The organism is Citrobacter amalonaticus Y19, assembly GCF_000981805.1.
Lineage (GTDB): Bacteria > Pseudomonadota > Gammaproteobacteria > Enterobacterales > Enterobacteriaceae > Citrobacter_A > Citrobacter_A amalonaticus_C.
Window position 1 is genome coordinate 3,811,785 of record NZ_CP011132.1, and the last position, 14,489, is coordinate 3,826,273.

13 protein-coding genes and 1 tRNA gene are annotated in these 14,489 nt (G+C 54.4%); 2 read left to right on the plus strand and 12 right to left on the minus strand.

All coding sequences use genetic code 11. From position 1 onward, the window contains the following. Positions 1-80: 80 nt before the first annotated feature. The 9 genes from F384_RS17480 to rlmE all read right to left on the minus strand — a co-directional run bounded on the left by F384_RS17480 (position 81) and on the right by rlmE (position 9,398). The gene (locus F384_RS17480; RefSeq protein WP_046488017.1) at positions 81-1,730 is read right to left on the minus strand and encodes an ABC transporter permease; all 1,650 of its coding nucleotides are present in this window, start codon (positions 1,728-1,730) and stop codon (positions 81-83) included. 36 nt (positions 1,731-1,766) lie between these two features. Then, entirely contained in the window at positions 1,767-2,735 is a 969-nt protein-coding gene (locus F384_RS17485) for an ABC transporter substrate-binding protein (RefSeq protein ID WP_046488018.1), read from the minus strand. Then, positions 2,732-3,433: an ABC transporter ATP-binding protein gene (locus tag F384_RS17490; RefSeq protein WP_046488019.1), complete on the minus strand. Its 702-nt coding sequence runs from the start codon at positions 3,431-3,433 to the stop codon at positions 2,732-2,734. Before F384_RS17490 ends, F384_RS17485 begins: the two co-directional genes overlap by 4 nt. A 383-nt stretch (positions 3,434-3,816) precedes the next feature. Next, positions 3,817-3,903 (minus strand) — tRNA-Leu (locus F384_RS17495). 9 nt (positions 3,904-3,912) lie between these two features. Beyond that, a complete protein-coding gene (gene secG, locus F384_RS17500; protein ID WP_046488020.1) occupies positions 3,913-4,245 on the minus strand; it encodes a preprotein translocase subunit SecG in 333 nt (110 codons plus the stop codon). Positions 4,246-4,470: 225 nt separating this feature from the next. Beyond that, positions 4,471-5,808 (minus strand): phosphoglucosamine mutase, encoded by a 1,338-nt coding sequence (gene glmM / locus F384_RS17505; RefSeq protein ID WP_046488021.1) that lies wholly within the window; start codon positions 5,806-5,808, stop codon positions 4,471-4,473. Continuing rightward, positions 5,801-6,649, minus strand: a complete 849-nt coding sequence (folP, locus tag F384_RS17510) for a dihydropteroate synthase (protein WP_046488022.1) — start codon at positions 6,647-6,649, stop codon at positions 5,801-5,803. Before folP ends, glmM begins: the two co-directional genes overlap by 8 nt. Before the next feature lie 88 nt (positions 6,650-6,737). After that, positions 6,738-8,669 (minus strand): ATP-dependent zinc metalloprotease FtsH, encoded by a 1,932-nt coding sequence (gene ftsH / locus F384_RS17515; protein ID WP_046488025.1) that lies wholly within the window; start codon positions 8,667-8,669, stop codon positions 6,738-6,740. Between the two features lie 99 nt (positions 8,670-8,768). Next, a complete protein-coding gene (rlmE, locus tag F384_RS17520) occupies positions 8,769-9,398 on the minus strand; it encodes a 23S rRNA (uridine(2552)-2'-O)-methyltransferase RlmE (protein ID WP_042291855.1) in 630 nt (209 codons plus the stop codon). Positions 9,399-9,524: 126 nt separating this feature from the next. On the opposite strand from rlmE, the gene yhbY reads away from it, so the two are divergent. Then, on the plus strand, positions 9,525-9,818 hold the full coding sequence (yhbY, locus tag F384_RS17525; RefSeq protein WP_041686369.1) for a ribosome assembly RNA-binding protein YhbY: 294 nt from the start codon (positions 9,525-9,527) through the stop codon (positions 9,816-9,818). A gap of 145 nt (positions 9,819-9,963) precedes the next feature. Here yhbY and greA read toward each other — a convergent pair whose 3' ends face one another. Beyond that, on the minus strand, positions 9,964-10,440 hold the full coding sequence (gene greA / locus F384_RS17530; RefSeq protein ID WP_016154674.1) for a transcription elongation factor GreA: 477 nt from the start codon (positions 10,438-10,440) through the stop codon (positions 9,964-9,966). A gap of 246 nt (positions 10,441-10,686) precedes the next feature. Here greA and dacB point away from each other — a divergent pair, with 246 nt between their 5' ends. After that, entirely contained in the window at positions 10,687-12,120 is a 1,434-nt protein-coding gene (gene dacB / locus F384_RS17535; protein WP_046488030.1) for a serine-type D-Ala-D-Ala carboxypeptidase, read from the plus strand. Between the two features lie 101 nt (positions 12,121-12,221). On the opposite strand, the gene cgtA is transcribed toward dacB, so the two are convergent. Together cgtA and F384_RS17545 are read right to left on the minus strand one after the other, a co-directional pair. After that, complete coding sequence (gene cgtA / locus F384_RS17540) at positions 12,222-13,412, minus strand: Obg family GTPase CgtA (protein ID WP_046488033.1); 1,191 nt, start codon at positions 13,410-13,412, stop codon at positions 12,222-12,224. A 15-nt stretch (positions 13,413-13,427) separates the two neighbouring features. Further along, positions 13,428-14,393, minus strand: coding sequence for a DMT family transporter (locus F384_RS17545; RefSeq protein ID WP_046488035.1), 966 nt, complete (start codon positions 14,391-14,393; stop codon positions 13,428-13,430). Positions 14,394-14,489: the final 96 nt, after the last annotated feature.

The window sequence follows — 14,489 nt, forward strand, 5'->3', positions numbered from 1 at the left end:
ACATTCCCGGCAAAAACACGAAATGATTTATCCGCCGCGATGCGCTCCACACTCGATATCATTGAACACGGTCGTTCGCATTATTTCCCGCGTTGCAGGATGTTAAGCGCCAGCAACATCAATACCAGCCCGGTCACCAGCGTCAGCGTTGCCATTGCCATCCCCTGCCCGACCGATCCCTGCTCAAACTGACGCCAGATAAATACCGACACCGTCTGCGTACCGGCAGGTGTCAGCAACAACGAGGTCACCAGCTCGCGGGAGGCAATGGCAAAGACCATTAGCATGGCGGCGAGCATGGCGGGGAATATCAGCGGCAACACGATAAAACGCAACGCCTGGAACGGTGAGGCACCATGCACGCGTGCAGCGGGCTCCAGGCTGCCACCGAGCTGGCGCAGCGCGCTGCCGATGTAGCGAACCGGCCATGGCAGCAACAAACAACAATAAGAGAGCAGCAGGATAACCCAGCTGTTATAAGGAGAAATCGGCCAGAACGAACGGTTCCAGAGCAGTATCAACCCCACTCCAACCACAATACCCGGCAGCGCCGCCGGGATCAGCGATAGCGCATCGATCACCACACGCCCTTTTATCTTCTGCACCACCACCAGCCACGAAGCGAGCAATCCCACCATCCCGGTGATGCAGGCGGCCCCCAGCGCCAGCGCCAGGCTGGTCCCTAACGCCGACAGCGCATCGCCATGCTGGTTGAACAACGCGGCATAGTGCGAACCGGTCACATTCTCCAGCGCCACGCCTCCCGACAATGTCGACAGCACGCCAGACAACGCCATCGACGCGCCAGGCAACACCACGGCCAGCAGTCCAACGACGGTCATCAACATGACCATCGGGATCGCCAGCAGACCTGGCTCCACCCCACTGTTCTCTGTGGGCTTACCGGTAATGCTCGTGACGTCTTGCTTGCCAGTGAGCGCACGTTGCAGCCACCAGGCACAAAGCGCGATCGCAACCAGTACGACAGAAAGCAGCGATGCGCCGGAGAGATCGATGGGCCAGTCCGCGAGCTTTTTCTCAATGCCAGTAGTCAGCATCAGGACACCCGATCGTGTTCCCAGCGCCGCAGGGACGCCGAACTCTTCAATCGCCAGCGTAAAGGCGAGCAACATTCCCGCCGCCAGCGCCGGAGCAATCATCGGTAGCGTGATATGCCAGAATGCCCGCCCCGCGCTGGCACCATGAACCCGGGCGACCAGCGCCAGCCGTTGCCCGCTGGCCAGCAGGCTGCGTGATACGGCGAAATAAACCACCGGGAAAATATTCAGCGCCATCACCAGCACGATGCCGGTTTTGCTGAACAGCAGATCATTCAGGTCGATGCCGGTTAATTGCTCAAGATACCCCCTGCGCTGTAACACCAGCATCCAGGAGAGCGCGGAGATGTAAGGCGGTGTCAGAAATGGGATCAGAAAAAGCAGATCCCACAGCCGCGGACAGGGCAAGGTAAACAGTCCCCGCGCAACGCCCAACGGAAAACCAATCAATGCGCTGGTCAGCGCCACGCCCAGTGCAATCTGTAAGGTCCCGCCGAGCATGCCCGGCAGTTGCGGCTCCGCCAGCAACGCTGAAACGCCACTGAACGCACGGGTAAACGATCCGGCGCTGAACTGAGGAAACACGGCCTGTAGCAGGATAAACGACAGCGGTAGCGCCACCAGAACCACCAGCAGCGCCAGCGTCGTCGCAGAAAGGATTTTCTGTTTCACGAAGTAACCCTGAAAACGGGGTTGCCCCCGTTATCGTTATAAGGTGAAAAGTGCGCTGAAGCGCTTGAGGACTTCACCGCGCTCGCTGGTACCATCGCTTTTCGTTGGCAGGATATTCAACTCGTTGAAGAGCGGACGTTTCGCCGGGATATCGCTACGGGCAGGCATCAACCAGGCGTCAGCCACCATGGTCTGGCCTTCCGGCGACAGCACATAGTCAACAAAGGCTTTGGCATCATCGCTGTGCTGTGTGGATTTGAGGATCATCATCGGGCGCGGAGCAATGACCGTGCCGCTGGCCGGGAAAATAACCTTCAGCGACTCACCCTGGCTGATATTGCCGTAGGAAACATAATCCACTGCGCCAAAGACCGCCGCTTTCGCGCCCTGCATCACCGGTGTTACCGCCTGTGCGTTCGGGCCACTCACCACCATGCCGTTCTTTTTCAGCGCATCAAACAGCGCCCAGGCTTTGTCGCCCATTCCGTTTTGCAGGCCAATCAGCAGATCCAGTGATGCGCCGGAAAGCGACGGATCGGGCGTGGTGACGTTGTCTTTAAATGCCGCAGTGGTCAGATCCTGCCACTCTTTCGGTTCTGGTGTTCCGCTTTTGGTATTCCAGACGATACCCAGCGCCGACACCCCCTGAGCGATATAATCCGTCGATTTCAGTTGCGTCGGTACCTTGTCGGCATTGGCGCTCTGATACGGCAGCAACCAGCCACGGTTATGCAGATCTTCCGCGGTATCCACAGAGGCGGAAATCAGAATATCGGCCTGCGGATTGGCCTGTTCGGCTTCCAGACGCGCCATCACTTTGCCGGTGGTCGCCTGAAAAATATTGACCTTCACGCCGGTTTTTTTCTCAAACCCGGTCGCCAGATTTTTCGCCAGCGAGCCGGGGCCCGCCGTGTACACCGTCAGCGCCTGCGCGCTGGACATCATGACGGAAGACAGCACCATCGCTAACAGAACTCCTTTTTTCACGGACATTATGGTTTTCATGCGAACTCCCCTGAGGATGAAGTAACAAGGCGGTCAACAGCGACGCTGCCAGCCGATAAATGCACAATCCGGTCAGCGAGAATTTCCGCTTCCCGGCGGTCGTGGGTGACATAAACGGCCGTGGTGCCGAGCTGGCGTAATAATCCGGCCATCTCAAGGCACAGCGATTCGCGAAGCTCGCTGTCGAGGTTAGAGAGCGGTTCATCGAAAAGCAGCACGCTGGGTTCCGCAACGATGGCGCGCGCCAGTGCCACACGCTGCTGCTGCCCGCCGGAGAGTCCTGACGGTTTACGATCGAGGAACTCAGCCAGCCCAACCCGCGTCAGCGCCTGCGCGACGCGTGCGTCTCGTTCACGGCGTGGGACATTGCGCATCTTCAGCGGGAAAGCCACGTTCTGGGCGACGGTCATGTGCGGCCACAGCGCGTAATCCTGGAAAACCATGCCGATATCGCGCGCTTCCGGCGGCAACGACCATCCTGCTCTGGCAACCAGACGCTCGCTAAAATGGATTTCACCGGCGTCGGGAGGCGTCAGTCCGGCCAGCAGACGCAACAGCGTGCTTTTGCCGCAACCTGACGGGCCAAGCAGCGCGACAACGCTACCGGCATCAATGTGCAGATCGATATCATGCAGAACGCGGTGCTGACCAAAGGCATAGGAAATGCCCTGGAGATTAATTGCAGTGAATGCGCGCATTATCGCCCTCCCACAACGGGAAGCCGACAACACCCGTGGTCTTCATCCAACGGAGCGCACTCACCCGGGATAAAACCAGGAGAGCCAACATATTGTTATCCTCTTTGGGATTTAATGACCGCCACTGTAGACCGCGTTTGTGACCATGCAATGACAGGTCTGTGACACCCTGATTTCAGAAGAGAGTTGAGTTCAACACATAAGCCTACGTCGAAAAGAGTTGTTGTTGTGAACTGACTCCACCAGCACTTATACCAAAAAGGTTGATTGATATCGATTGAACCAGGTTGACGTCGGGAGTGTATAAAACGGGGAAAAAACCAATAATGAGGCGGATTTTAAATGCAAAAATGGACGTCTATTGACGTCCATTCTTTAAATATTGGTACCGAGGACGGGACTTGAACCCGTAAGCCCTATTGGGCACTACCACCTCAAGGTAGCGTGTCTACCAATTCCACCACCTCGGCACTGAAATCTTACTGCGGGATATCGCTGGTCGGCTTAGCCGGAGCAGCTGGCTGAGGCTGTTCGGTTTTCGCCGGCGCACTCAGATTTTCCCACTCACTTCCTTTATTGGTTTTGTTACTGTTGATATTGCCCAGCACCAGACTGATGATAAAGAACAACGTCGCCAGCACAGCCGTCATACGGGTCATGAAGTTACCAGAACCACTTGAACCAAACAACGTCCCGGAAGCGCCTGCTCCGAAGGAGGCTCCCATATCAGCGCCTTTACCTTGCTGCAGCATGATCAAGCCCACAAGGCCAATTGCCACAATAAGGAAAACTACCAAAAGAGCTTCGTACATAATCAACCTGTTCCTTGCGGAGTTGCCGCATACCAATGCTTCTAACCAATAACGCGGGATTTTTACTGTTTCCCACTGAAGCGGGTGTGAATACTAACCAAAGCGAATGACCTTCGCAAGGGCAATTTTAGTGCATTGTATCAACTGCGGAAAAAAACAGCAAAAGCCGGTTTTCTCGTGAGTAAAAGGCGGCAAATACCGCCTTTTTATGCAGTTAAGTCTCTCTCACACCGCTTTGACTGCATCCGCGATGCGATGGGCAAACTCGGTCACCTGCGCTTCATCTTCGCCTTCAACCATCACGCGAATTAACGGCTCAGTGCCCGATTTGCGCAACAGCACGCGCCCACGCGTTCCCAGCGCAGATTCCACTTCCGCAGTCACCGCTTTCACCGTGTCATTTTCCAGCGGGTCGCCGCTGCCAGCGGTGTAACGCACGTTCACCAGAATCTGTGGGAACATTTTCATGCCACTGCACAGATCGTGCAGGCTCATGTGATTACGCACCATCGCAGCCACCACCTGCAGACCAGCAACAATGCCGTCACCGGTCGTGGTTTTATCCAGCAGAATGACGTGACCGGAGTTTTCCGCACCGATACGCCAGCCTTTCTCCTGCATTTTTTCCAGCACGTAGCGGTCACCCACTTTCGCGCGGGTAAACGGAATGCCGAGTTGCTTGAGCGCCAGTTCCAGCCCCATGTTGCTCATCAACGTTCCGACAGCACCACCGCGCAGTTGTCCCTGACGCAGCGCTTCACGGGCGATGATATACATGATCTGATCGCCATCGACTTTATTACCTTCATGGTCAACCATGATCACACGGTCACCGTCGCCATCCAGCGCGATACCCAGATCGGCTTTTTCCGCGATCACACGGGCCTGCAAGGCACGCACATCGGTAGCGCCGACTTCTTCGTTAATGTTCACGCCATTTGGCTCACAGCCAATAGTAATCACCTTCGCACCCAGCTCACGTAACACGTTCGGCGCAATGTGGTAGGTTGCCCCGTTGGCGCAATCCACCACGATTGTTAATTCATTCAGGCTCAGCTCGTTCGGGAATGTGCCTTTGCAAAATTCAATGTAGCGACCCGCTGCATCGACAATACGGCTGGCTTTGCCAAGCTCCGCCGAGTCCACACAGGTGATCTCTTTTTCCATCTCGGCTTCAATGGCCTCTTCGACGGCATCAGGCAGTTTGGTCCCGTCGATGGAGAAGAATTTGATACCGTTGTCATAGAACGGGTTATGCGATGCGGAGATCACAATCCCGGCTTCAGCGCGGAAGGTACGCGTCAGATAAGCGACCGCAGGAGTCGGCATTGGGCCCGTAAACGATGCGGACAACCCTGCCGCCGCCAGGCCCGCTTCAAGCGCTGACTCCAGCATGTAACCGGAAATACGGGTGTCTTTGCCGATAATGATTTTTCGCGAGCCGTGGCGCGCCAGCACCTTACCCGCCGCCCAGCCCAGCTTCAGCACAAAATCAGGCGTAATCGGCGCATCGCCCACGCGTCCACGGATCCCATCAGTTCCAAAATATTTACGGTTACTCATAGCGTTTTTTTTCCTTTGCGGACAATGTGGCTTCCACCACACGCATCGCTTCTACGGTTTCTTTGACGTCATGGACACGAATGATCTGCGCCCCCTGCATAGCAGCAATGACCGCACAGGCAAGGCTGCCGCTCAGACGCTCCGATGGCCCCACGTTGAGCAGTTGGCCCACCATCGATTTACGTGACATTCCCACCAGCAGCGGCAGGTTAAAATGGTGAAATTCAGCCAGTCGCGCCAGTAATGTATAGTTGTGGGAGAGATTTTTACCGAAACCGAATCCCGGGTCGAGCAACAATTTCTCTTTTGCGATGCCTGCCCTTTCACAACGTGCTATTTGCTCAATAAAGTAGCGATTCACATCCGAAAACACGTCCTCATATTTGGGCGCTTCCTGCATGGTCTTCGGCTGACCCTGCATGTGCATCAGGCAAACCGGCAAACCGGTTTCCGCAGCAGCTTCCAGTGCACCGGGTTCAGAGAGCGAGCGAATATCGTTAATGATGTGAGCGCCCACTCTTGCCGATTCGCGGATCACCTCAGGCTTTGAGGTATCGACAGAAATCCAGACTTCAAAACGCTGGGCAATTGCCTCAACGACCGGAATAACACGCGCCAGTTCCTCTTCCACACTCACATCCGCCGCACCGGGGCGCGTAGACTCACCGCCGACATCAATGATGGTCGCGCCGGCATTAATCATCAGATTGGCATGTTTCACGGCTTCAATTAGCGTGTTATGCGTTCCACCATCTGAGAAGGAGTCAGGTGTGACGTTAAGGATCCCCATCACATGAGGATGGCTGAGATCCAGTGAGGTGCCCTGGGCATAGAGTTTCATGGTGTTATCCCTGGTATGAATTGATAAGAAAAAACCCCGGAGCAAGCCCCAGGGTTTTCAATAAAACACAGTCATCAACAACGGTAACTTATTTGTCGCCTAACTGCTCTGACATGGTATTACCTGGGTTCGGCGTGCGCGGTTCATCAACCGGGCGCGGCGCACGAGGTGTGCCATTGTTGTCAGAATTGTTAGAGCCCGGTTCTTCCCAGCCAGCAGGCGGGCGAACATCGCGGCGAGCCATCAGATCATCAATCTGCGGCGCATCGATGGTCTCATATTTCATGAGCGCATCTTTCATGGCGTGCAGGATGTCCATGTTGTCATTCAGGAGCTGACGCGCACGATTGTAGTTACGTTCAATCAGTGCTTTCACTTCCTGGTCGATGATACGCGCGGTTTCATCGGACATATGTTTCGCTTTTGCCACGCTACGACCGAGGAAAACTTCACCCTCTTCTTCCGCATACAGCAGCGGACCGAGTTTGTCGGAGAAGCCCCACTGGGTCACCATGTTACGCGCCAGGTTGGTTGCAACCTTGATATCGTTCGACGCACCAGTAGAAACATGTTCAACACCGTAGATGATCTCTTCCGCCAGACGACCGCCGTACAGCGTGGAGATCTGGCTTTCCAGTTTCTGACGGCTGGCGCTGATCGCGTCGCCTTCAGGCAGGAAGAAGGTCACCCCCAGCGCACGTCCGCGCGGGATAATCGTCACTTTATGCACCGGATCGTGTTCCGGTACCAGGCGACCGATAATCGCATGGCCTGCTTCGTGATAAGCGGTCGATTCTTTCTGCGCTTCCGTCATCACCATGGAGCGACGTTCCGCACCCATCATGATTTTGTCTTTCGCTTTTTCGAACTCAACCATCGACACGACGCGCTTGTTGCCACGCGCGGCGAACAATGCCGCTTCGTTCACCAGGTTCGCCAGATCGGCACCAGAGAAGCCCGGCGTACCGCGGGCAATGATTGCCGCATCGACATCCGGCGCCAGCGGTACACGGCGCATATGCACTTTCAGGATCTGTTCACGACCACGCACATCCGGCAAGCCGACCACAACCTGACGGTCGAAACGGCCTGGACGCAGTAGCGCAGGGTCAAGAACGTCCGGACGGTTAGTTGCCGCGATAACGATAATACCTTCGTTACCTTCAAAACCATCCATCTCAACCAGCATCTGGTTCAGGGTCTGTTCACGTTCATCGTGACCACCACCCAGACCGGCGCCACGCTGGCGACCTACGGCATCGATTTCATCGATGAAGATAATGCACGGTGCTGCTTTCTTGGCCTGTTCGAACATATCACGCACACGAGATGCACCGACACCGACGAACATTTCCACGAAGTCAGAACCTGAAATCGTAAAGAATGGAACCTTTGCTTCACCTGCAATGGCTTTCGCCAGCAAGGTTTTACCGGTACCCGGAGGACCGACCATCAGGACGCCTTTCGGGATTTTACCGCCCAGTTTCTGGAAGCGGCTCGGCTCGCGCAGGTATTCAACCAGTTCCGCCACTTCTTCTTTTGCTTCGTCACAGCCTGCAACGTCGGCAAAAGTGGTTTTGATCTGATCTTCCGTCAGCATGCGCGCTTTGCTCTTACCGAACGACATGGCACCTTTGCCACCGCCGCCCTGCATCTGACGCATAAAGAAGATCCAGACGCCGATCAACAGCAGCATCGGGAACCAGGAAATGAAGATGGAAGCCAGCAGGCTCGGTTCTTCTGGTGGTTCACCAACAACCTTGACGTTCTTAGTCAGCAGGTTATCAAGCAGCTTCGGATCGTTTACCGGAATGTAAGTCGTGTAACGGTTACTATCTTTCTTGGTAACGTTGATCTCACGTCCGTTGATACGTGCTTCACGAACCTGGTCGTTGTTGACCTCTTGCAGGAAGGTAGAGTAATCCACCTTACGGCCATTAGACTCGCTGGGCCCAAAGCTCTGGAATACTGACATCAGCACAACGGCAATGACCAGCCAGAGTATTAGGTTTTTCGCCATGTCACTCAAGGGATTAACCTCTTATTACAACTGTGTTAAAAACAGCGTCAGGATACTCTATATCCAGCGTCTTTCAAACTTTCGTCTGAAATCGACCAGTTATGGTTTACGCCCGGTCGCTACAATATACACTTCACGCGAACGTGCGCGAGAAGAGTCCGGCTTACGAACTTTCACCTTCGTAAACAGGGAGCGAATTTCCCTTAGATACTCATCGAAACCTTCGCCCTGGAACACCTTCACTACAAAACTGCCACCCGGCGCTAGCACATCACGACACATTTCTAACGCCAGTTCCACCAGATACATGGCACGGGGGATATCCACCGCCGGTGTTCCGCTCATGTTTGGTGCCATATCGGACATGACAACCTGAACTTTACTGTCACCCACGCGTTCCAGCAGCGCCTTCATGACAAGTTCATCACGAAAGTCGCCCTGAAGAAAGTCCACACCAACGATAGGATCCATAGGTAAAAGATCGCAAGCGATGATACGGCCTTTACCGCCAATCTGCGAGACCACATACTGTGACCAGCCTCCTGGCGCAGCACCGAGATCGACTACCGTCATCCCCGGCTTAAAAAGTTTGTCACTTTGCTGTATTTCATCAAGTTTAAACCAGGCACGGGAACGCAACCCCTTTTTCTGTGCCTCTTGAACATATTTATCGCTAAAGTGTTCCTGAAGCCAGCGACTCGAGCTGGCAGAACGCTTCTTACCTGTCATTTAACTTTCCCATCGGGGCAGAACATCGTTGCCGTATGGCGTAAATTTCCACGCACTATTTGGCGATATATGGGAGATGGCGGTAGAATGACCCGTTTTCAATCCCAACGTAAGCAAAAATATACGATGAATCTGAGTACTAAACAAAAACAGCACCTGAAAGGTCTGGCACATCCGCTCAAGCCGGTCGTTATGCTTGGCAATAATGGTTTGACCGAAGGGGTACTGGCCGAGATTGAACAAGCGTTAGAGCACCATGAACTTATCAAGGTGAAAGTCGCGTCTGAAGATCGCGAAACAAAAACCTTGATCGTGGACGCTATCGTGCGCGAAACCGGCGCCTGTAATGTACAGGTCATCGGTAAAATGCTGGTGCTTTATCGCCCGAGTAAAGAACGCAAAATCTCGCTGCCACGCTAAGAATATCCTAAAGTCGAACACAAAACCTGTGTAAAACGAGGGATTTCCCGCAGGCAGGAGAGCAAAATGCCACGCTCTCTTCGTTGATAAAAGGCCGCTATGCGGCCTTTTTCCTTTCTTTACAATACATCAACATCTTGAGCACTTACAGGTATTCTACCTTAGTGACTTCATATTCCACTTCGCCGCCTGGGGTTTTGATCACCACGACGTCATCCTGTTCTTTGCCAATCAGGCCACGTGCAATCGGCGAGTTGACGGAAATCAGGTTCTGTTTGAAGTCCGCTTCGTCATCACCCACGATACGCCAGGTCTGCTCTTCGTCGTTATCAAGGTTCAGAACGGTGACCGTCGCGCCAAAGACAACGCGACCGTTATTCGGCATTTTGGTGACATCGATGACCTGCGCATTCGACAGTTTCGCTTCGATGTCTTTGATTCGACCTTCGCAGAAGCCCTGCTGTTCGCGCGCCGCGTGATATTCCGCATTCTCTTTCAGATCGCCATGCTCGCGCGCGTCGGCAATCGCGGCAATAATTTCAGGACGGCGCACAGATTTCAGAAAATCCAGCTCTTCGCGTAATTTTTCTGCACCACGTAAGGTCATCGGAATCGCTTGCATTTGTTATACCTCTTGAACATTCCTGTAGGGGGCGATCGCTCCGCCCCGGCTGTTAAGCCTGTCCCGGTATGGCGTCATACCCGGACCAGAAGCAAAAAAATACCGACCCGGACGCAAGGTCCAGGTCAGCTACAATTCTTAATTTGATGACCATTTTACCCTGGAGTTCCCTATGGGTCATCGTTTACTTTGCAGGGCATTGCGCCGTAGTATGACGGCTTGTTTCCAGGTTGTTAGCGCGAGATTATGCGATTTTCCAGATTTATCATCGGATTGACTACCAGCGTAGCGTTCAGCGTCCAGGCCGCGAACGTTGACGAGTACATCAACCAGCTCCCTGCCGGAGCCAACCTTGCCCTCATGGTCCAGAAGGTCGGCGCCCCGACTCCCGCGATTGATTATCATAGTCAGCAAATGGCGCTTCCTGCCAGTACGCAGAAAGTGATTACCGCGCTGGCGGCCCTAATTCAACTTGGCCCGGACTTCCGCTTTACCACCACGCTGGAGACCAAAGGCAGCGTTGATGCGGGTGTTCTGAAAGGTGACTTAGTCGCGCGATTCGGCGCCGATCCGACGCTAAAACGCCAGGATATTCGGAATATGGTAGCGAACCTGAAAAAATCAGGCGTTACGCAAATTACCGGAAACGTCCTGATTGATACCTCTGTTTTTGCCAGCCACGATAAAGCGCCAGGGTGGCCCTGGAACGACATGACCCAGTGCTTCAGCGCGCCGCCTGCGGCCGCGATTGTCGACAGGAACTGCTTCTCAATTTCGCTCTACAGCGCGCAAAAAGCGAACGATTTGGCCTATATTCGCGTGGCGTCTTACTACCCGGTCACCATGTTCAGCCAGGTTCGCACCCTCGCACGCGGCTCGGCAGAGGCGCAATATTGCGAGCTGGACGTGGTTCCGGGCGATTTAAACCGCTTCACGTTGACCGGTTGTCTGCCGCAGCGTGCCGACCCTCTCCCGCTGGCGTTTGCCATTCAGGACGGTGCAAGTTATGCCGGGGCGATCCTGAAAGATGAGTTAAAACAAGCCGGCATCAGCTACAGCGGGACATTATTGCGCCAGACGCAGGTCAATGAGCCGGGCACTGTAGTAGCAAGCAAGCAGTCTGCACCGCTGCACGATCTGCTTAAGATTATGCTGAAAAAGTCGGACAACATGATTGCCGATACCGTCTTCCGGATGATTGGCCACGCGCGGTTTAATGTGCCGGGAACGTGGCGCGCGGGCTCCGATGCCGTGCGGCAGATCCTGCGCCAGCAGGCGGGAGTGGATATTGGCAACACGATTATCGCCGACGGCTCCGGTCTGTCACGCCATAACCTGATTGCCCCTGCCACCATGATGCAGGTGCTGCAATACATTGCGCAGCACGACAACGAACTGAACTTCATCTCAATGCTCCCGCTGGCGGGCTATGACGGCTCTCTGCAGTACCGTGCGGGCCTGCATCAGGCAGGCGTCGACGGTAAGGTCTCGGCGAAGACGGGGTCGTTACAGGGCGTATACAACCTGGCGGGCTTTATTACCACCGCAAGCGGGCAGCGAATGGCGTTTGTCCAATATCTGTCGGGTTATGCGGTAGAACCTGCCGATCAACGTAACCGTCGCATTCCGCTGGTTCGCTTTGAAAGCCGGTTGTACAAAGATATTTATCAGAATAACTGAGTGGTTTTTGCCGGATGACGGCGCTGTTGCGCCTTATCCGGTCTACGACCAGGACGCAAAACGGGCCGCTGATGCGGCCCGTTCTTATGTGACAATGCGAATTAACGCTTATAGATGAACTCGACGCCTTCTTCGTCGTCTTCGTCCCAGTCGTCATCCCAGTCGTCTTCTGCTTCTTCTTCCACTTCCGCGATTTGCTGGCGATGATAATCATCCCACATGAACTCGACTTTCTCTGGCTGCTTGGCTTCTTCTACCTGAGTAATCGGGTTCTCGATGATAAAGGTCATCACATCCCAGCAGAGATCTTTCACGCCCAACTGGCTGGCGGCAGAGATCAGATAATATTTATCTTCCCAGCCCAACGCCTGCGCAATGGCTTTGGCTTTCTCTTCCGCTTTGGCTTTCTCTTCCGCTTCGGCTTTATCCAGCAAATCGATCTTGTTGAACACTAACCAGCGCGGTTTGGCAGCCAGATCCTGACTGTATTTTTCCAGCTCGCCAATGATGATCCGCGCATTCTCAACCGGATCAGAACCGTCGATCGGATCGATATCAATGAGGTGCAGCAGTACGCGGCAACGCTCAAGGTGTTTCAGGAAGCGGATCCCCAGACCGGCACCTTCCGCAGCGCCTTCAATCAGTCCCGGAATGTCCGCAACCACGAAGCTCTTTTCGTTATCCATACGGACAACGCCGAGGCTCGGCACCAGCGTGGTAAACGGATAATCCGCGACTTTAGGTTTCGCCGCAGAGACCGCACGGATAAAGGTTGATTTACCGGCATTTGGCATCCCCAGCATACCGACATCAGCCAGCAGCATCAGTTCCAGCAGCAGGTCACGCTTGTCACCCGGCGTCCCCATCGTTTTCTGACGCGGTGTACGGTTGACTGAAGATTTAAAACGGGTGTTACCCAGACCGTGCCAGCCGCCTTTGGCGACCATCAGACGCTGACCGTGTTTGGTCATATCGCCCATGGTTTCGCCCGTGCCCTGGTCGATCACACGTGTACCTACCGGTACTTTAATGGTGACATCTTTCCCACGTTTACCAGTACAGTCACGGCTGGCGCCATTCTGTCCCCGCTCTGCGCGGAAAGATTTCTCAAAACGGTAGTCGATCAGGGTGTTCAGGTTTTCGTCGGCTTCCATCCAGACATCACCACCATCACCCCCGTCGCCGCCGTCCGGGCCACCTTTCGGGATGTATTTCTCACGGCGGAAGCTTACACAACCATTACCGCCATCGCCTGCAACGACCAGAATCGTTGCTTCATCAACAAACTTCATTTTACTCTCCGTAAATCATTCGCCTGAGCGGGGCTGCGATACCACCGATTCATGCTTACGTAATCCGCCCCAAATACGATGACCAATGGCGGAGTACATCGCGCCCGCAACCACGACAAACGCACCGAGATAACCTAGAAGGTTTAACATCGGTCTGGCGAAGAAATCGGGCCAGGCCATAGATAAAAGATCTGAAAATAACAGCGTAAACAGCGGCGTGAGCGTGATTAATGCGCTCACCTGCGCTGCCTGCCAACGCGCCATCGCTTCCGCCAGGGCGCCATATCCTACCAGCGTATTCAGCCCACAGAAAATCAAACAGGCAAGCTGCCAGTCATTGAGCTGAGCTATCACGCCGGGCTTCGCCAGCGGCAATAGCGCTATCGTACATAAAGTGTACAGTAAAAACAGGATCTGCGGTGATGCCAGACGCCGCAATAACACCTTTTGCGCGACGCCATAACTGACCCAGACCATCGCCGCCCCGACGCCAAAAATGACACCCCAGGTGTAATCGGTCAGTTTGGTAAAAATTTCGATTAGACTGGAGTTGAAAAACATCACCAGCCCGCTCAACAGCATTATTGCGCCAACAATCTGCGTACCGCGCATTTTCTCTTTAAGGATAAATACGCTAGCAACCATCATACCCACAGGCGACAGTTGACCGATCACCTGCGAAGCCGTCGGGCTTAAATACTGCAGGGAAGAGCTGAACAGGATGAAGTTCCCAAAGAGTCCAGCGGTGGCAATCGCCAACAGGATCAGCCAGCGCGACTTACGAAAAATTCGCAGCGGCGGAAGCTTACGCTTCGCAGCCAGAATCGCCCCGAGACCAACACTGGCGATTAAAAAACGGTAAAACACGATGGTAGGAGGTTCCATCACCTCCAGCACCTGCTTCATAGCAATTGGCAAAGCCCCCCAACACACTGCGGTTGTGAGCGCCAAAAGAATACCAATGCCAGCCTGCTGCTTCATGCCCGTTTTCCCTGCAAGGGCTCGTTATCCGGTGCAAAACGGTTTCACGAGCATATTTACCGGTCGTCGAATGTAAAAAGCCCCGCAACAGGGTGC

Coding starts and splice junctions, on each gene's coding strand:
- F384_RS17485 (WP_046488018.1), bottom strand. CDS start 2,735: ATGAAAACCATAATGTCCGTGAAAAAAGGAGTTCTGTTAGCGATGGTG.
- F384_RS17490 (WP_046488019.1), bottom strand. CDS start 3,433: ATGCGCGCATTCACTGCAATTAATCTCCAGGGCATTTCCTATGCCTTT.
- secG (WP_046488020.1), bottom strand. CDS start 4,245: ATGTACGAAGCTCTTTTGGTAGTTTTCCTTATTGTGGCAATTGGCCTT.
- glmM (WP_046488021.1), bottom strand. CDS start 5,808: ATGAGTAACCGTAAATATTTTGGAACTGATGGGATCCGTGGACGCGTG.
- folP (WP_046488022.1), bottom strand. CDS start 6,649: ATGAAACTCTATGCCCAGGGCACCTCACTGGATCTCAGCCATCCTCAT.
- ftsH (WP_046488025.1), bottom strand. CDS start 8,669: ATGGCGAAAAACCTAATACTCTGGCTGGTCATTGCCGTTGTGCTGATG.
- rlmE (WP_042291855.1), bottom strand. CDS start 9,398: ATGACAGGTAAGAAGCGTTCTGCCAGCTCGAGTCGCTGGCTTCAGGAA.
- yhbY (WP_041686369.1), top strand. CDS start 9,525: ATGAATCTGAGTACTAAACAAAAACAGCACCTGAAAGGTCTGGCACAT.
- greA (WP_016154674.1), bottom strand. CDS start 10,440: ATGCAAGCGATTCCGATGACCTTACGTGGTGCAGAAAAATTACGCGAA.
- dacB (WP_046488030.1), top strand. CDS start 10,687: ATGCGATTTTCCAGATTTATCATCGGATTGACTACCAGCGTAGCGTTC.
- cgtA (WP_046488033.1), bottom strand. CDS start 13,412: ATGAAGTTTGTTGATGAAGCAACGATTCTGGTCGTTGCAGGCGATGGC.
- F384_RS17545 (WP_046488035.1), bottom strand. CDS start 14,393: ATGAAGCAGCAGGCTGGCATTGGTATTCTTTTGGCGCTCACAACCGCA.